15 protein-coding genes are annotated in these 16,130 nt (G+C 68.9%); 7 read left to right on the plus strand and 8 right to left on the minus strand.

The genetic code is table 11. From position 1 onward, the window contains the following. Nucleotides 1-52 precede the first annotated feature (52 nt). Nucleotides 53-1,147: a fatty acid desaturase family protein gene (locus DCE93_RS12330; RefSeq protein WP_108596136.1), complete on the minus strand. Its 1,095-nt coding sequence runs from the start codon at nucleotides 1,145-1,147 to the stop codon at nucleotides 53-55. 143 nt (nucleotides 1,148-1,290) lie between these two features. On the opposite strand from DCE93_RS12330, the gene DCE93_RS12335 reads away from it, so the two are divergent. Next, the gene (locus tag DCE93_RS12335; RefSeq protein WP_108596137.1) at nucleotides 1,291-2,160 is read left to right on the plus strand and encodes an NAD-dependent epimerase/dehydratase family protein; all 870 of its coding nucleotides are present in this window, start codon (nucleotides 1,291-1,293) and stop codon (nucleotides 2,158-2,160) included. Nucleotides 2,161-2,242: 82 nt separating this feature from the next. On the opposite strand, the gene DCE93_RS12340 is transcribed toward DCE93_RS12335, so the two are convergent. Then, nucleotides 2,243-2,446, minus strand: coding sequence for a cold-shock protein (locus tag DCE93_RS12340; protein WP_022893782.1), 204 nt, complete (start codon nucleotides 2,444-2,446; stop codon nucleotides 2,243-2,245). 363 nt (nucleotides 2,447-2,809) lie between these two features. On the opposite strand from DCE93_RS12340, the gene DCE93_RS12345 reads away from it, so the two are divergent. Both DCE93_RS12345 and DCE93_RS12350 read left to right on the plus strand, forming a co-directional pair. After that, nucleotides 2,810-3,358 (plus strand): VanZ family protein, encoded by a 549-nt coding sequence (locus DCE93_RS12345; protein ID WP_108596138.1) that lies wholly within the window; start codon nucleotides 2,810-2,812, stop codon nucleotides 3,356-3,358. A gap of 57 nt (nucleotides 3,359-3,415) precedes the next feature. After that, nucleotides 3,416-4,240, plus strand: coding sequence for a sulfite exporter TauE/SafE family protein (locus DCE93_RS12350; RefSeq protein ID WP_244284167.1), 825 nt, complete (start codon nucleotides 3,416-3,418; stop codon nucleotides 4,238-4,240). Between the two features lie 166 nt (nucleotides 4,241-4,406). Here the strand turns inward: DCE93_RS12350 and DCE93_RS12355 are convergent, their stop codons facing one another. Both DCE93_RS12355 and DCE93_RS12360 read right to left on the minus strand, forming a co-directional pair. Next, the gene (locus DCE93_RS12355; RefSeq protein ID WP_108596139.1) at nucleotides 4,407-5,645 is read right to left on the minus strand and encodes an RNA polymerase sigma factor; all 1,239 of its coding nucleotides are present in this window, start codon (nucleotides 5,643-5,645) and stop codon (nucleotides 4,407-4,409) included. A gap of 65 nt (nucleotides 5,646-5,710) precedes the next feature. Then, nucleotides 5,711-6,085, minus strand: a complete 375-nt coding sequence (locus DCE93_RS12360) for a YciI family protein (RefSeq protein ID WP_108596140.1) — start codon at nucleotides 6,083-6,085, stop codon at nucleotides 5,711-5,713. A 160-nt stretch (nucleotides 6,086-6,245) separates the two neighbouring features. Between DCE93_RS12360 and DCE93_RS12365 the strand changes: the two genes are divergently transcribed. Beyond that, entirely contained in the window at nucleotides 6,246-7,370 is a 1,125-nt protein-coding gene (locus tag DCE93_RS12365; protein WP_108596141.1) for a carboxylate-amine ligase, read from the plus strand. On the opposite strand, the gene DCE93_RS12370 is transcribed toward DCE93_RS12365, so the two are convergent. Both DCE93_RS12370 and DCE93_RS12375 read right to left on the minus strand, forming a co-directional pair. Continuing rightward, nucleotides 7,367-7,846 (minus strand): hypothetical protein, encoded by a 480-nt coding sequence (locus DCE93_RS12370; protein ID WP_108596142.1) that lies wholly within the window; start codon nucleotides 7,844-7,846, stop codon nucleotides 7,367-7,369. The two genes, DCE93_RS12365 and DCE93_RS12370, sit on opposite strands and share 4 nt — an antisense overlap. 326 nt (nucleotides 7,847-8,172) lie before the next feature. Further along, nucleotides 8,173-8,763 carry a hypothetical protein gene (locus tag DCE93_RS12375; protein WP_108596143.1) on the minus strand — a complete coding sequence of 197 codons (591 nt, stop codon included), beginning with the start codon at nucleotides 8,761-8,763 and terminating at the stop codon, nucleotides 8,173-8,175. Between the two features lie 359 nt (nucleotides 8,764-9,122). Between DCE93_RS12375 and DCE93_RS12380 the strand changes: the two genes are divergently transcribed. The 3 genes from DCE93_RS12380 to DCE93_RS12390 all read left to right on the plus strand — a co-directional run bounded on the left by DCE93_RS12380 (nucleotide 9,123) and on the right by DCE93_RS12390 (nucleotide 14,487). Beyond that, nucleotides 9,123-10,856 carry an ABC transporter ATP-binding protein gene (locus DCE93_RS12380; protein WP_108596144.1) on the plus strand — a complete coding sequence of 578 codons (1,734 nt, stop codon included), beginning with the start codon at nucleotides 9,123-9,125 and terminating at the stop codon, nucleotides 10,854-10,856. 104 nt (nucleotides 10,857-10,960) lie between these two features. Further along, nucleotides 10,961-13,021 (plus strand): ABC transporter ATP-binding protein, encoded by a 2,061-nt coding sequence (locus DCE93_RS12385; RefSeq protein WP_108596767.1) that lies wholly within the window; start codon nucleotides 10,961-10,963, stop codon nucleotides 13,019-13,021. 200 nt (nucleotides 13,022-13,221) lie between these two features. Further along, complete coding sequence (locus tag DCE93_RS12390; RefSeq protein WP_108596768.1) at nucleotides 13,222-14,487, plus strand: MFS transporter; 1,266 nt, start codon at nucleotides 13,222-13,224, stop codon at nucleotides 14,485-14,487. Nucleotides 14,488-14,607: 120 nt separating this feature from the next. Here the strand turns inward: DCE93_RS12390 and DCE93_RS12395 are convergent, their stop codons facing one another. Both DCE93_RS12395 and DCE93_RS12400 read right to left on the minus strand, forming a co-directional pair. Continuing rightward, nucleotides 14,608-15,474 (minus strand): 3-hydroxyacyl-CoA dehydrogenase, encoded by an 867-nt coding sequence (locus DCE93_RS12395; RefSeq protein ID WP_108596145.1) that lies wholly within the window; start codon nucleotides 15,472-15,474, stop codon nucleotides 14,608-14,610. Continuing rightward, on the minus strand, nucleotides 15,471-15,971 hold the full coding sequence (locus DCE93_RS12400; RefSeq protein WP_168186224.1) for a MarR family winged helix-turn-helix transcriptional regulator: 501 nt from the start codon (nucleotides 15,969-15,971) through the stop codon (nucleotides 15,471-15,473). Before DCE93_RS12400 ends, DCE93_RS12395 begins: the two co-directional genes overlap by 4 nt. Nucleotides 15,972-16,130: the final 159 nt, after the last annotated feature.

The raw sequence follows: 16,130 nt of genomic DNA on the forward strand, positions 1-16,130 counted from the left end.
CGCCGGAAGTGTGTGGGTGCGGGTCTCGACGAGTGCGAGCCGCACGGGATGATCAGACTCGACGGAATTGGTTCACCATCGGGCAATCGAAGGGATCGCGGGCGGAGAGGCCCACGCGGTTGAGGTATTCGATGACGATACCGTACGACTTCATGAGCGTCGTCTCGGTGTAGGGCACGTCGAGGGTGCGGCAGTGCTCACGCACGATCTCGCGCGCCCTGGCGAGGTGCGGCCGCGGCATGTTCGGGAACAGGTGGTGCTCGACCTGGTAGTTGAGTCCGCCGAGGAGGGCGCTCGCCCACAGGCCGCCCGAGACGTTGCGCGAGGTGAGCACCTGCTTCGAGAAGAAGTCGAGCTTCGCGTCGGCCGGGATGATCGGCATGCCCTTGTGGTTCGGCGCGAACGAGGCGCCCATGTAGACGCCGAACACGGCGAGCTGCACGCCGAGGAAGGCGAAGGCCATGCCGAGCGGCAGCACCCAGAAGATCGCTCCGAGGTACACCGTGAACCGCACGGCGATGAGACTCAGCTCGATCCAGCGGCCTTTGACAGGGCCCCGCTCGAAGAGCGTGCGGATCGAGCGGTAGTGCAGGTTCAGGCCCTCGAGCATGAGCAGCGGGAAGAAGAGGTACCCCTGCTTGCGCGTGATCAGGGCGAGCAGCCCGCGCTGCTTCGCGGCATCGGTCTCGGTGAACGAGATCGTGTCGAAGTCGATGTCGGGGTCTTTGCCGATCTTGTTCGGGTTGGCGTGGTGACGCGTGTGCTTCGTCATCCACCACGAGTAGCTGATGCCCACGACCCCGGCGGCGAGGATGCGGCCGACGCGGTCGTTGTTGGGGCCCGACTCCAGCACCTGACGGTGCGAGGCCTCGTGGGCGAGGAAGGCGAACTGCGTGAAGATCAGGCCGAGCGCGCCGGCGATGAGCAGCTGGAACCAGGAGTCGCCGAGCAGGATGAAGCCGGTGACGGCGCCGCCGAGGGCGAGAACGAGGAGGGAGACGAGAGCGAGGTAGAACCAGCGAGTGCGGTTCAGCAGGCCTGATTCTCGCACGACCCGGGAGAGTGCGGTGTAGCTCCGCGTGATATCCGCGGATCCGGTGCGGGGCTTCGTCGCCCGAATCGCACCGAGAGTTTCAGTGTCAGAGATGTTGCTTGGTCCCGACTGGTAATCGACTTCCCAGCCGTGTCACGCGGGTAGAACACCCGCTGCAGATGATTCGACTCTAGCCGATTCCCATGGGAAGGCGCTGAGAACATTCAGACTCGGCGCGCCGATGACAGACTGGGCGCATGCGCATCGTCGTCACCGGAGGCTCGGGAAAGCTCGGCCGCACCGTCGTCCGCACCCTCAGCGACGAGGGACACGAGGTCGTGAACCTCGATCAGCAGGGGACCCCCTGGACCTTCACGCGGATCGATCTCACCGACTACGGCCAGGTGATCGACGCCATCGCCGGCGTCGACGATCGCCACACCGGCGTCGACGCGATCGTGCACCTCGCGGCGATCCCGGCACCGGGGCTCTCGAGCGACATCGCGACCTTCCACAACAACATCACCTCGACGTTCAACGTGTTCCAAGCGGCACGCCGACTCGGCATCACGCGCATCGTGTACGCCTCGAGCGAGACGGTGCTGGGCCTTCCGTTCGACGTGCCGCCGCCCTACATCCCCGTCGACGAGGAGTACCCCGCGCGTCCGGAGAGCACGTACTCGCTCGTCAAGCACCTCGAGGAACAACTGGCGATCGAGCTCGTGCGCTGGAATCCCGAGCTCTCGATCACCGCGCTGCGCTTCTCGAACGTCATGGACCCCGCCGACTACGCGGCCTTCCCGTCGTTCGACGCCGACGCGATGCTGCGCAAGTGGAACCTCTGGGGCTACATCGACGGACGCGACGGCGCGCAGGCCGTGAGCCTCGCGCTCGCGAACGCCGGGCCGGGTTTCGAGCGGTACATCATCGCCGCGGCCGACACGGTGATGTCGCGGTCCAACGACGAACTCGTCGCCGAGGTGTTCCCCGGCGTCGAGGTGCGCGGCGAACTCGGCGTCAACGACACCCTGCTCTCCATCGAGAAGGCGCGGCGTCACCTCGGGTTCGAGCCGAAGCATTCATGGCGCGATGAGGTGGATGCCGCGGCATCCTCACCAGCGGACTAATCGTGCACTGACCGCGCGCCGCGAAAGGCGAACGCCCCCGCAGCGCGTGCTGCGGGGGCGTTCTCGTGGTGCGCTCCGAGGCTTAGAGGCCGCGGATGTTCTCGGCCTGCAGACCCTTCGGGCCCTGTGCGACCTCGAACTCGACCTTCTGGCCCTCTTCGAGCGAACGGTAGCCGTTGCCCGAGATGGCGCTGAAGTGCGCGAAGACGTCGGCCGAGCCGTCGTCGGGAGCGATGAAGCCGAAGCCCTTTTCGGCGTTGAACCACTTGACGGTTCCGGTTGCCATACTGCTGTCCTTCTGTCGTATGGGCTGCTGGTGCAAGCCCGATGCGATCGACGGTCGATCGCTGCCCCGCTGGCGGGTTGCCGACGGAGCGGGGGGCGAGGGGCGGAATGCACTCCGGCATCCGTCGTCTCGTATCGGGTCATGCCACGCGGATCGGTCCGCCTCCGGGCAATCAGATGGAGGCACGGGCGAGCGCCCGCTTGATGGAGGAATCAGTGAACACACCCTATCGGGTAGCGTTCAGGTTCACACGCTACGCGATCGAATCGTGACCTGGGAAGAGTTTCGGCCGAATTCTTCGCCACGAACCGACACTCGGCGAAATGCCAGCGGGCCTCCAGCGAGAAGGTGGACAATCGGGGGATGAACCGCCGCCCCCTCGGTCTCGTCGCTGCTGCATACGCGACGGCCGTGCTGTGGGCGACGATCGGACCGGCGCCGTGGCGCACATCAGGGCACCAGCTCGACGGCGGCATCCTGAACCCGGCGGCCTGGACCGCACCGGTCACCTGGACGACCGGATACCTCGCCGAGATCGCGTTCAACGTGGCGATCTTCGTTCCCGTCGGCATGCTGGCAGCATTGCTCATCTCGCGCCGCCGGTGGCCGCTCGCGATGCTCGCCGGCTTCGGCTTCACGGCCGTCATCGAGCTCGTGCAGGTGCCGGAACCCGAACGCATCTCCGACCCGCGCGACCTCGTGATGAACACGGCGGGCGCGGTGCTCGGCGTCGTGATCGTGATGGTCGCCCGCGGCGTGCGACGTGCGGGTCTCGTCGCCGAGTCGCTCCGCGAGAGCCGCCTCACCCCGGTGACGGATGCCGAGTTCGACCCGATGCCCGAGCCTGCGCCCACGCCCACGCCCGAGCACGAGCCCGCCCTCGCAGCCGCGCTGCCCGATCGGGCCGCGTGACTCTGCGCGGGCGCCCGCACAGAAGAGCTCAGGGCCTCCCGCCAGTACAGTAGGCGGGTGACCACCGCCGACTCGCCCGCCGCGGCCGACCGACGCGTCACCTGGCTGCGCCTCGCGCTGATCGGCGCGATCGGCGGGCTGCTGTCGGGCATGTTCGGCGTCGGCGGCGGCATCCTCATGGTGCCGTTGTTCGTGACCTTCGCCGGCATGGACCAACGCCGGGCCTCGGCCACCTCGCTCGCCGCGATCGTGCCGACGGCGATCGCCGGCTCGATCGCCTACTTCGCGAGCGGCGAGGTCGACCTGATTCCGGCCTTCTTCGTGGCGGCGGGCGGCATCATCGGCTCGTGGGCCGGAGCCCGGCTGCTTCGCCGTCTGCCGCTCGGCTGGCTGCGCTGGATGTTCATCGCCCTGCTCGTCGCCGTCGCGGTGCGCATGCTCCTCGTCGTGCCCGAACGCACAGCCGCGCATCTCGAGCTCGACGCGCTCACGATCCTCGGCATGGTCGCGCTCGGTCTCGTGATCGGCGTCGCCTCCGGCCTCTTCGGCATCGGCGGCGGCCTCGTCATGGTGCCGGCGTTCATCCTCTTCTTCGGCATGAGCGACCTGGTCGCCAAGGGCACCTCGCTCGCCGTGATGATCCCCACCGCGGTCAGCGGCACCATCACGAACGCCCGCGGCGGCGTCGTCGACCTTCGCGCCGGCATCATCGCCGGCATCGCGGCGACCGCGGCATCGTTCGGTGGCGTCGCGCTCGCACACCTGCTCTCGCCCGAGTGGTCGACGTGGTTGTTCTCGGCGCTTGTTGTGATCGCGGCGGTGCAGCTCGCCGTGCGCGCCATCCGGCTGCAGAAGAAGGAGCGGAACGACCGGGTCGCGTGAGCCCCGGCCCGCTCGTCGCATTCGCCCTGCTCTCGCTCTGCTCTCGCTCTGCTCTCGCTCTGCTCTCGCTCTGCTCTCGCTCTGCTCTCGCTCTGCTCTCGCTCTGCTCTCGAGCATCGTCTCGGGATCGCGAACTTGATGCTCCCGCGCTGACCGCGTTCCGCGCTTAGCTCCGCGCCCGCAGCCGCTCGGCCTTCGACGCGAGGTAGCGCTGCTCCGGGCCGTTCAGGGTGCGGCGGGCCGCCTCGGCGAACGCGAGCGATGCGGCATCCGCGGCGCCCGATCGTTCGAGCAGGTGGGCGCGCACCGCCCAGGTGCGGTGATGCTCGGCGAGCGCGGCGCCCGCGGCCCCTGCAGCCGATTCGGATGCCTCGAGCGCCGCCAACCCCGCCTGCGGCCCTTCGACCATGGCGAGCGCGACGATGCGCCCGAGCGCGACCATGGGGCCGGGCGCGAGGCGATCGAGCAGCTCGTAGAGGCCGAGGATCTCGATCCAGTCGGTGTCGACGCTCGACGGAGCCTCGTCGTGCACGGCCGCGATCGCCGCCTGCAACTGGTACGGGCCGATCGGGGCGTGATCGAGCACCTCGGTGATGAGGGCGACGCCCTCGTCGATCATGCCGCGATCCCAGCGGGCGCGGTCCTGCTCGTCGAGCGGCACGAGCCCGCCGGCCCCGTCGGACCGGGCGGCCCGGCGCGCATCGGTGAGCAGCATGAGGGCGAGGAGCCCGGTCGTCTCCCCCGAAGCGTCGGGATCGGACGCCTGCAGCTGCCTGGTGAGCCGGATCGCCTCGGCAGAGAGGTCGACGCGCGCGAGCTCGTCGCCCGAGCTCGCCGTGTGGCCCTCGGTGAAGATCAGGTAGAGCACCTGCCGCAGCGCCGCGAGGCGCCCGTCGAGTTCGGTCGGCTGCGGCATCCGGAAGCCCTCGCCGCTCGCCCTGATGCGGGCCTTCGCGCGCGAGATGCGCTGGGCGACCGTCGCCTCGGGCAGCAGCAGGGCGCGACTGATCTCGGCGGTCGAGAGTCCGCCGACGGCGCGCAGCGTGAGCACGAGCTGCGCCGGCCGGCTGAGAGCCGGGTGGCAGCACAGGAGGAACAGGGTGAGCGTGTCGTCGACCGCGGCCACGGGGGCCGGCTCGGGTTCGAGCTCGACGGCGCGCGACTCTCGGCGGCGGCGCGCGACATCCGCTCGCACCTCGTCGATGTAGCGGCGCGAGGCGACGCGCACGAGCCACGCCCGAGGACTGTCGGGCACCCCGTCGCGCGGCCACTGGGCGGCGGCCGCGATGAGGGCCTCCTGCACGGCGTCTTCGCAGGCCGCGAAGTCGCCGTACCGCCGCACGAGCACCGCGAGCGCCGATGGTGCGGCTGCTCGCAGCGCCCGGACGGCGTCGGACTCAGGCATTCCTCGTCACGCCTCCTCAGGTCGTGCCTCAGGTCGTGTCTCCGGTCGCGTCTCGTCCCGCCTCGTCACACGTCGGAGCCCGAGGCCATCTCGAGCACGGGGCGCACCTCGACGAGGCCGAACTGCGACTCGGGGAAGCGTGCGGCGATCTCGACGGCTCGCGTCTCGCTCTCGCAATCGACGAGGTAGAACCCGGCGAGCAGCTCCTTCGTCTCGGCGAACGGCCCGTCGCTGGCGACCGTGCCGGCGTCGTCGTGCGTGACGCGCTTGGCGAGTGAGATGTCGGCGAGCGCCTCGCCGGCGACGAACTCCCCGCTCGAGGCGAGATCGTCGCTGATGCCCTGGTAGTACTCGTATCCCTCGGCCTGCTGCTCGGGCGTGAAGCCGTTCCACACGGCCCGCGAGGCGGGGTTGCTGTAGATCTGGATCAGGTACTTCATCGGAATCGCTCCTTCTCTCGGGAGGCAGAACCGCGCTCCCACCAGTATGTCGAAGCCGGGGCGCGATTCTCGACTGACGAGGCCCTCCCTTCTCTCAAGGGCTTGACACTCGCGGGCGGGTTGAGCAGAGTTCGAGCAGCGCCGGGAGGAGGTACCTGCAATGTCGAGTGAGCCGAGGACGTTCGGCCTCGAGGAGGAGTTCGTCTTCCTCGACCCCGAGACGCTGCGACCTGCGGATGTCGCGGCGGGCGCGTTCCGCAGCCTCTCGGGCCGAGCGGCGTTGAAGCCGATCACGCACCGCGAGTTCCTCGCGTCGCAGGTCGAGCACGCCTCGACGGTGTTCACCTCGATGGAGGAGGCGCACACCGCGCTCGTCGCGTTCCGGCGGGAACTCGCCGCAGAAGCGGGTCGACTCGGCGTGAACGTCGCGAGCATCGGTGCGCCGCCCGATGCGCAGGCCTTCCCCACGGTCACCGATCTGCCCCGCTATCTGCGCATCGTCGACGACATGGGCGGGGTGATCGCCGACCACCAGATCCAGGGTCTTCACGTGCACGTCGGAATTCCCGATCATGAAGCGGGCGTGCGGGCGCTCAACGTGTCGCGCACGTGGCTGCCGTTCTTCTCCGCGCTGACCGGCAATTCGCCAATCTGGCGCGGGCACGACACCGGCTATGAGAGCTGGCGCAACGTCGCGCAGCGGCGGTGGACGACCACCGGGTGCCCGCCGGTCTTCCGTGACGGCGCCGACTACGACCGTCGGCTCGAGCGGCTCATCGGCATCGGAGGCATGAAGGATCGGGCGATCATCATGTGGAACGCACGGCTCTCGCCGCACGTGCCGACCCTCGAGATCCGCGTCGCCGACGCGCAGCTTGAGGCGTGGTCGTCGGTGCTGCTCGCGGCGCTCTGCCGCGCACTCGTCTCGTGCGTCGTCGATGAGGGGCTCGGCCGGGCGCGATCGGTGCAGCCGACGGATGAATCGGCGCCCGGGCCCGAACTCCTGAACGCGTCACTGCTGCACTCGGCGCACTCGGGTCTGAGCGCGGAAGTGCTCGATCCCGTGCTCGCCGAGCTTCGGCCGGCCGAGGAGACGCTGGAGCGAGCCCTCCGAGTGCTGCAGCCCGCCCTCGAGGCGAGCGGCGACCTGGAGCTCGTGCGCGACGGATTCGAGCGACTGCTGCGCGACGGCACGGGGGCCGCGCGCCAGCGCACTGCCTTCGCCGCGAACGGCCTGCCAGGCCTGCGAGCGTTGTACGAGCCGACCTTCGCCGCCTCGCGCTAGCAGCCGGGGCCCGACGGGTTGGCCTTGCAGTCGCCGTTGGTCAGCACCGTGTCGAACGTGCCGACGAGCACGCGTTGGGCCTCGCCAGCCACGGCGAGCGTGCCGGCGATCGACCGCCAGCCCGAGCCCGCGAACCGGTACTCGGCGCGCAGCACGACGTCGAGCGCGACGGTGTACTCGCCGGATTCCGCGTAGACGTGGCTCGTGTCGGTCGCGCTGAACTCGCGCTGCCCGAGCGCCGACCACGGAGCACCGGGGCCCCCACTTTCGACGAGGGCGCCGTCGCTGTGCGACCACCGGTAGCCGACGGGCGTGAACCGCACATCGGCGGGCTGGCCGAGCAGCGTGCCCGACACCACCTGCACGGATGCCGCCGCCACGAAGTTCGCCGGGAGGTCTTCGACCGCCCAACCGCCCGGCTCCATGCCGTTGCCGGGCTTCGCTGGCACGAACGACGCGATGTCGCGAAGAGTCACGACGACCGCCGGAGCGGGTGCCGTCGGCTCCGGCTCCGCCGCCGGCAGCCCTGCACACAACGCCCAATTCAGCGGGCTGCAGTTCTCCGATATCGTCCGCTGCGGCGCGTCGTCACGCGAACTGACCTCATTCGTGGTCGCCTCGTCGCTCGACCCAATCGGGGAAGATTCGCCTGGACTGCCCGGCTCGGAGTTTTCAAGTTCCGCGTAAAGCTCTGTATGACTACCTTCATTGGAGCCCCCGCACGCCCCAGCCATCGCTTCCCAGTCTTCACAACCGGCGCTGGTAGCTACCGCGCCATACGACGACAGGAGCGCTGCAACTATCAGCAGCCGTCCGAGTTGTCCCATAGCTCCGTCGAATCTACGAGAAGGCGCTTCGATCCCTCAGACTCACCGACGAGGCGAACGAGCGATCTGGTTAGCGGCTGGCGGCCCTCAGGAGTAACGAACTGTCCTGATGAATTCACGATCCCTGATTGTGAGTAGTCGACACACACGTACATCTGGACATCAGCAACGGGCCCAGGAGTCTCTGCGCTCTGTGCCAGCTCGAAGTCGCGCCGCTCGATTGTTCCTGTCGTCCTCAGCCCCGCGGCGTGGAACTCAGCGAGCGAGGCAATGAAGTCTGGTGCGTAACGAGGAGTGGTGACCGACTCGATCGCCGAGGAGTCGGCAGTAGGATTCGCGCTTAGTCCGTCTGACACGAGCGCGAAGTCTTCATACGCCTCGACCGCAGCCGCGAGGGCCTCCTCGTCGGAGGCGAAGATCGGCTCCGCAGCGTCAGGCGAAGACGTCTGCGACGGCGCCGGATCGCCGCTCGTGCACCCGCTCAACAGCAGCGCGAGGGCCCCGGCTGCGGCGAGCGCGGCGACGGTGCTGCGACCGTGCCGGGTCGCGGAGCGAGAGAGGGACATGGCGAATACCCTAGGCGAGCCGGCCCGCCGCTCGAGGGGTTATCCACAGCCTGCATCGCGCGCAGGCAGACGCACTCCGGCGCCCATTCCCGCCGTTCATCGCCCTGACGCAACGAACGCGCGCCAAAGCGCCGGTCGTCGAGGATTTCGCCCTCGGTGAACGCAGGCGATGGATGCCCCGTGGCGCTTGCGTCTCATCGCGCCCCATGTGAGGCTGAATCGCTGCGATGTCGTACGGGGGTGCGATGCTGCAGGTCGAGCGAGGGGCGCGGCTGCCCTGGCCGATACCGCGCGTGCAAGAACGCGCCGCGGGTGCCGGTGTCCGCTCGATTTCCCTGAGTCCTCGCGATGGAGACGCCATGCTCGGAAAAATCCTCGTCCGATACCTGAAACCTTACAAATGGCTCCTGCTCGGTGTGCTGGTGTTCCAGTTCATCTCGGCGCTGGCCAGCCTCTACCTGCCGAGCCTGAACGCCGACATCATCGACCAGGGCGTCTCGAAGGGCGACACGGCGTACATCTGGTCGACCGGCACGTTCATGCTCGCGATCTCGCTCGCGCAGATCGTCGCCGCGATCATCGCCACCTACTTCGCGGCGAAGGCCGCGATGCGCGTCGGTCGCGACATCCGCAATGACATCTTCGACAAGGTCAGCGCCTTCTCGGAGCGCGAGGTGTCGCACTTCGGCCCGGGCTCGCTCATCACCCGCAACACGAACGATGTGCAGCAGGTGCAGATGCTGGCCATGACCGGCGCCACCATGCTCGTGAGCGCGCCGCTGCTCGCGATCGGCGGCATCATCATGGCGCTGCGGCAAGACCTCGGACTCAGCTGGCTGATCTGGACGGCGGTGCTCATCATCCTCGTCGTCGCCGTCTTCGTGATCAGCCGCATGGTGCCGCTGTTCCGCAGCTTCCAGGCCAAGCTCGACGCGGTGAACCGGGTGCTGCGCGAGCAGCTCACCGGCATCCGCGTGGTGCGGGCATTCGTGCGCGAGAACATCGAAGAGGAGCGCTTCCGCGGGGCGAACACCGACATCATGGACGTCGGCCGTCGTGTGGGCACGCTCTTCATCACGCTGTTCCCGCTCTTCATGCTCGTGCTCAACGTCACGGTCATCGGCGTGATCTGGTTCGGCGCGGTCGAGGTCGACGAGGGCAACGTGCAGATCGGCACGCTCTTCGCGTTCATGCAGTACGTCGGCATCATCCTCGGCGGCGTGCTCATGGCCGCGTTCACGACGATCATGATCCCGCGCGCCGCGGTGTCGGGCGAGCGCATCGGCGAGGTGCTCGCGAGCGAGTCCACGCTCACGCGGCCCGCCGATCCGGTGACGCAGTTCTCGGCGCCCGGCACGGTCGAGTACCGCGACGTCGAGTTCGCCTACCCCGGCGCTCAGCACCCCGTGCTCGCGGGCATCTCGTTCCGCGCCGACCGCGGTGAGACCGTCGCGATCGTCGGCTCGACGGGCGCAGGCAAGACGACGCTCGTCTCGCTCATCCCGCGCCTCTTCGACGCGACCGGCGGCTCCGTGCTCGTCAACGGCGTCGACGTGCGCGACGCCGACCTCGACCGGCTCTGGGCGACGATCGGCCTCGTGCCGCAGCGTCCCTTCCTGTTCGCCGGCACCGTGGCATCCAACCTGCGATTCGGTCGTGAGGATGCCACGGACGAAGAGCTCTGGAAGGCGCTCGAGATCGCGCAGGGTCGCGACTTCGTCGCCGAGATGGAGGGCGGCCTGAACGCCCGCATCGCGCAGGGCGGCACCAACGTGTCGGGCGGCCAGCGCCAGCGGCTCGCGATCGCGCGAGCGATCGTGCACAACCCCGGCATCCTCGTCTTCGACGACTCGTTCTCGGCGCTCGACCTCACGACCGACGCGAGACTGCGGCAAGCGCTCTGGCGGGAGCTGCCGGAGGTGACGAAGATCGTCGTGGCACAGCGCGTGTCGACGATCACCGACGCAGACCGCATCATCGTGCTCGACGACGGAGGCATGGTCGGCATCGGCACGCACGACGAGCTCCTCGGAACGTGCGAGACGTACCGCCAGATCGTCGAATCGCAGCTCGGAGTGGAGGCACAGGCATGAGCACCGACACCAACGACCGGAAGCCCCGCCGCGAGCGCGGGTCGGGCCGCGGGGCCGGCAAGGCCGGCACCCGTGACGCCGTCGGCACCGCCGAGCCGAAGGAGATGACCGAAGAGGAGCGCATCGAGTTCGAGCTCGCCGAGCAGGCGCGCCTGAACTCGGGCGACTGGGACAGCGTCGCGCCGGGCAAGGCGTCGAACTTCGGCGCGAGCTTCCGCCGCATGCTGGGGCTGCTGGCCCCCTGGAAGTGGTCGTTCGCGTTCGTCTCGCTGCTCGGTGCCATCGGCGTCGTGCTCACGGTCATCGCACCGAAGCTGCTCGGTGAGGCGACGAACATCATCTTCGAGGGCTTCATCTCGCTGCAGCTGCCGGCGGGCGTCTCCCAGGAGCAGATCGTCGAGCAGCTGCGGGCGTCGGGGCAAGACGACCTCGCGAACATCGTGGGCGCGGCGACCCTGACCCCGGGCGAGGGCATCGACTTCGTGGCACTCAGCCAGGTCGTGATCCTGGTGCTCGTGCTGTATCTCGTGGCCTCGGTGCTCTCGTGGGTGCAGGGCTACGTCATCAACGTCATCATGGTGCGGGCGATGTGGCGCCTGCGCGAAGACGTCGAGGCCAAGGTGCACCGCCTGCCGCTCAGCTACTTCGACAAGACGCAGCGGGGCGAGCTCATCTCGCGGGTCACGAACGACATCGACAACATCACGCAGACGATGCAGCAGTCGCTCTCGAGCGCGCTCACGAGCGTGCTGACCGTGATCGGCGTGCTCGTCATGATGTTCTCGATCTCATGGCAGCTCGCCCTCGTGACTCTCGTCTCGTTGCCGCTCATGGCCGTCATCTTCGGCGTCATCGGGCCGAAGTCGCAGGCCGCGTTCGGGGTGCAGTGGAAGAAGGTCGGCCGACTGAACGCGCGCGTCGAGGAGTCGTTCTCGGGGCACGCGCTCGTCAAGGTGTTCGGCCGCGAGCGCGACGCGAGCGAGAAGTTCCGCGCCGAGAACGAGGAGCTCTACGACGCCGCGTTCAAGGCTCAATTCCTCTCGGGCACGATCATGCCCGGCATGATGTTCATCGGAAACCTGACCTACGTGGGCATCGCGGTGCTCGGAGGCCTCATGGTCGCGAGCGGCCAGCTCCGCCTCGGCGACGTGCAGGCGTTCATCCAGTACTCGCAGCAGTTCACGCAGCCGCTCTCGCAGCTCGGCGGCATGGCGGCGGTCGTGCAATCGGGCACCGCCTCGGCCGAGCGCGTCTTCGAGTTGCTCGACGCCGACGAGCAGGAGCCCGACGCGGCCAACGCGCCGGCGCCGGTCGACGGCGACGGCACGATCGAGTTCGTGAACGTCTCGTTCTCGTACACGCCGGAGCGTCCGCTCATCCGCGACCTGTCGTTCCGGGTCGAGCCCGGGCAGACGGTCGCGATCGTCGGCCCGACGGGCGCCGGCAAGACGACGCTCGTCAACCTCATCATGCGGTTCTACGAGCTCGACGGCGGGCGCATCCTGCTCGACGGCCAGGACATCGCCGAGCTGACCCGGCACGACGTGCGGGCCCGCACCGGCATGGTGCTGCAGGACCCGTGGCTGTTCGCGGGCACGATTCGCGAGAACATCCGGTACGGGCGCCAATCGGCGACCGACGACGAGATTCTCGAGGCCGCCCAGGCGACCTACGTCGACCGCTTCGTGCACTCGCTGCCCGACGGCTACGACACGGTGCTCGACGAGGAGGCGTCGAACGTCTCCGCCGGTGAGAAGCAGCTCATCACGATCGCGCGAGCGTTCGTGGCGCGGCCCTCGGTGCTCATCCTCGACGAGGCGACCTCGTCGGTCGACACCCGCACCGAACTGCTGCTGCAGCACGCGATGGCCGCACTGCGCGAGGGTCGCACCTCGTTCGTCATCGCGCACCGCCTGTCGACGATCCGCGACGCCGACCTCATCCTCGTGATGGAGCACGGCGACATCGTCGAGAAGGGCACCCACGAGGAGCTCATCGCCGCGAAGGGCGCGTACTACCGCCTCTACAACTCGCAGTTCGAGCAGGCGGCGACCGACCTCGACGCCGAGCTCGGCGAGCTGCAGGAGGCCAATACGACGCGACCGGCACCTCGCCCCCTCGAGGAGGTCGTCGAGGAGGCGGCCGAGGCCGAGTTCGAGCTGTAGTCGCACTGCCACGCAGGTGAACGAGCGGATGTCCCGGGGTCGGGGCATCCGCTCGTTCGTTGTGTCGGCGCCGCGACAGGCTGCCCCGCCCGGTCGGCGGTGCGCCCGCGCCGGGAGAGGATGGAGGGGTGACGATCGCGCCCCAGCCCGTGCACCCCTGGCGTCTCTGGTTGGTGTGGGGCGTCGGCGTCGCCGCCTACATGCTGTCGGTGACGAATCGCACCTCGCTCTCGGCGGTGGGCGTCGACGCCGCGGTGCGATTCGATGCGGATGCCTCGACCCTGTCGATGTTCGCCGTCATCCAGCTCTTCGTCTACGGGGCGATGCAGATTCCCGTGGGCATCCTGCTCGACCGCTTCGGCGCGCGGCCGATCATCACGGCGGGCATGTTCCTCATGGCGGTCGGGCAGCTCGTGATGGCGTTCGCGCCCGACGTCGGCACCGCCATCCTCGCCCGCATGCTGCTCGGCGCGGGCGACGCGGCGATCTTCCCGAGCGTGCTGCGCGTGGTGGCCGTCTGGTTCCCCGAGCGGCAGGCGCCGTTCATGGTGCAGCTCACCGGCATCGTCGGGCAGGCCGGGCAGCTGCTCGCGATCCTGCCGATGGCGGCCCTGCTGCACGCGACGAGCTGGACCGTCGCGTTCGGCAGCCTCGCCGGGCTGGGCGTGCTCTTCAGTGTGCTGACCTTCGCCGTGATCCGGAACCGCCCGCCCGGCCGCGACCGCGACGTGTCGGTCGACACCGCCACCGGCGCCATGCACGTCGTCACGTCATCGGCCGACCTCCGCCAGGGCTTCCGCGAGTCGTGGGCGCACCCGGCGACGCGCCTCGCGTTCTGGTCGCACTTCACCACGCCGTTCTCGGGCACCGCCTTCATCCTGCTGTGGGGGTTCCCGTTCCTGACGGTCGGCGAGGGCCTCTCCCCCGCGATGGCGTCGCTCATCTTCAGCGTCTACGTCATCGCCGGCATGCTGATCGGGCCGGTCATCGGTGCGCTCTCGAGCCGCCATCCGATGCGGCGATCGAGCATGCTCGTGCTGCCGATCGTCGCCCTCCAGGTGGTCGCGTGGCTCGCGGTCATCCTGTGGCCCGGCACGTCGCCGCTGTGGCTGCTCTTCGTGCTCGCCCTCGCCCTCAGCACGGGCGGCCCGGCCTCGATGATCGGCTTCGACCACGCGCGCACCTTCAACCCGAGCCACCGGCTCAGCACGGCGACGGGCATTGTGAACGTCGGCGGGTTCCTCGCCGCGCTGCTCGCCATCCTGCTGATCGGCATGGCGATGGACGCGCAGGGCGCCGGCACTCCCGAGACCTACAGCCTCGAGGCGTTCCGCCTCGCGTTCCTCACCCAGGTGCCGCTCTGGGCGATCGGCGCGGCGTTCATCGTCTTCGAGCGCAAGCGCACCCGCGTGCACCTCGGGCTCGACGAGCCGCGCAAGCGCCGCCGCGAGCCTCCCGAGAGCTGAGCGGCGAGCCACCGCAGAGCTGAGCACGAGACGACGACAGACGGATGCCGCGTCGCGATCACTTCGCGACGCGGCATCCGTCTGCTCACGACTCGGGGGCGGCGCTGACGCCGCCGCCGGTCACTCGCCCTTCGGGTAGCTGTAGAAGCCCTCGCCCGTGGCGACGCCGAGCTTGCCCTGGTCGATGTAGCGCTCCTTGATGAGCGCGGCGAACGCCTGCTGCTTCGGGCCGCCCATCATCGAGATGTTGTAGGCGGTCGTGAGGCCGACGATGTCGTAGATCTGGAACGGGCCCATGGGCGCGCCGGTGCCGATGCGCCAGGTCTTGTCGATCGCCTCGGGTTCGGCGATGCCGTCGACGAGCAGCTCGCCGCCCGCCTGCAGGAACGGCACGAGCAGGGAGTTCAGCAGGTAGCCCGCCTTCTCCTTCTTGATCTCGATCGGCACCATGCCGATCTGCTCTGCGAAGCGGACGACGGCCTGGTAGACCTCGGGGCTCGTGGCCTCGGTGCCCATGATCTCGGCGGTGTTGTGCGCCCAGACCCGGTTCGCAAAGTGCAGCGCGAGGAACCGGTCGGCGCGGCCGGTGAACGACGCGAGGTCGCTCGGCAGCAGGGTCGAGGAGTTGGTGGCGAAGATCGTGTGCTCGGGCGCGAGCGTGGCGAGCTTCTCGTACGTGTCGCGCTTCAGCTCGAGGTTCTCGGGGATCGCCTCGATCACGAGGTCGGCGTTCGCGACGGCTTCGCCGAGGTCGGCCGAGAGGGTGATGCGGGCGAGGGCCTCTTGGGCCTTGCCGTCGGCGGCGCCCTCGACGCCCTCCGTCACGTAGGTGCCGGCGAGACCGTCGAAGCGCTGCTTCGCGGTCGCGAGGGCCGCGTCGTCGATGTCGTAGGCGACGACGTCGAACCCGCGATAGGCGGTCTGGTACGCGATCTGCGAGCCGAGCACTCCGGTGCCGAGCACGGTGATGTTGCGCAGTTCGGTCATTGCTGTTCCTTCTTTCCTTCTGTCCCTTGTGGGGCGTTTCCTGCTGCGCCTTGTGGGGCGTCGCGGTTGAAGCGCTGCAGGTCGTGCGCGAAGCGCGCGACCTCGGCGTCGGTCCAGCCGTCGAGGTGCTCGTCGACGACGCCCTGCAAGACGCCGATGGCCTCGTCGTAGGCGGCCCACCCCGGGTCGGTGAGTTCGAGCGGGCGGCCGCGGCCCGCGGCATCCGTCGCCTCGCGCACGACGCCGAGCTGCATGAGCTCGGCGAGCTGGCGCGAGACGGTCGAGCGGTTCAGGCGGAACGCCTGCGCGATGTCTACCGAGCGGCTGCCGGGATGGTCGACGATGTAGCCGAGGATCGACTGGTCGGTCATGCTCAGGCTGAGGTTCGCGATGCGGGCGTCGGCGACGCCGCGACGGCTGATGACGATGAGGGCGCGCAGGATGCCGGCCGCATCGGCCGGCCGCTGCGCACGACCCGGCACGGGCTGGTCTCGCATGGTCATCCCCTCATCGTTCTGTTGCTTAATGCAACGCTACGACCCCGTGTTGCATTCCGCAACACCGCATCGAACTCGCAATCGGGAGGTTCGCCGGGTCGCGGAGGCCGCTCGATTCCGACGCGGCGCGCCCCCCTTGACGCCCCGGGACCCGACGAG

Source organism: Agromyces badenianii, assembly GCF_003070885.1.
In the GTDB taxonomy this organism is placed as follows: Bacteria; Actinomycetota; Actinomycetes; order Actinomycetales; family Microbacteriaceae; genus Agromyces; species Agromyces badenianii.

What these genes read in the sequence shown, in the direction of transcription:
- DCE93_RS12335 (WP_108596137.1), top strand. Translation starts at nt 1,291, where the DNA reads ATGCGCATCGTCGTCACCGGAGGCTCGGGAAAGCTCGGCCGCACCGTC.
- DCE93_RS12340 (WP_022893782.1), bottom strand. Translation starts at nt 2,446, where the DNA reads ATGGCAACCGGAACCGTCAAGTGGTTCAACGCCGAAAAGGGCTTCGGC.
- DCE93_RS12345 (WP_108596138.1), top strand. Translation starts at nt 2,810, where the DNA reads ATGAACCGCCGCCCCCTCGGTCTCGTCGCTGCTGCATACGCGACGGCC.
- DCE93_RS12355 (WP_108596139.1), bottom strand. Translation starts at nt 5,645, where the DNA reads ATGCCTGAGTCCGACGCCGTCCGGGCGCTGCGAGCAGCCGCACCATCG.
- DCE93_RS12360 (WP_108596140.1), bottom strand. Translation starts at nt 6,085, where the DNA reads ATGAAGTACCTGATCCAGATCTACAGCAACCCCGCCTCGCGGGCCGTG.
- DCE93_RS12365 (WP_108596141.1), top strand. Translation starts at nt 6,246, where the DNA reads ATGTCGAGTGAGCCGAGGACGTTCGGCCTCGAGGAGGAGTTCGTCTTC.
- DCE93_RS12375 (WP_108596143.1), bottom strand. Translation starts at nt 8,763, where the DNA reads ATGTCCCTCTCTCGCTCCGCGACCCGGCACGGTCGCAGCACCGTCGCC.
- DCE93_RS12380 (WP_108596144.1), top strand. Translation starts at nt 9,123, where the DNA reads ATGCTCGGAAAAATCCTCGTCCGATACCTGAAACCTTACAAATGGCTC.
- DCE93_RS12385 (WP_108596767.1), top strand. Translation starts at nt 10,961, where the DNA reads ATGACCGAAGAGGAGCGCATCGAGTTCGAGCTCGCCGAGCAGGCGCGC.
- DCE93_RS12390 (WP_108596768.1), top strand. Translation starts at nt 13,222, where the DNA reads ATGCTGTCGGTGACGAATCGCACCTCGCTCTCGGCGGTGGGCGTCGAC.
- DCE93_RS12395 (WP_108596145.1), bottom strand. Translation starts at nt 15,474, where the DNA reads ATGACCGAACTGCGCAACATCACCGTGCTCGGCACCGGAGTGCTCGGC.
- DCE93_RS12400 (WP_168186224.1), bottom strand. Translation starts at nt 15,971, where the DNA reads ATGCGAGACCAGCCCGTGCCGGGTCGTGCGCAGCGGCCGGCCGATGCG.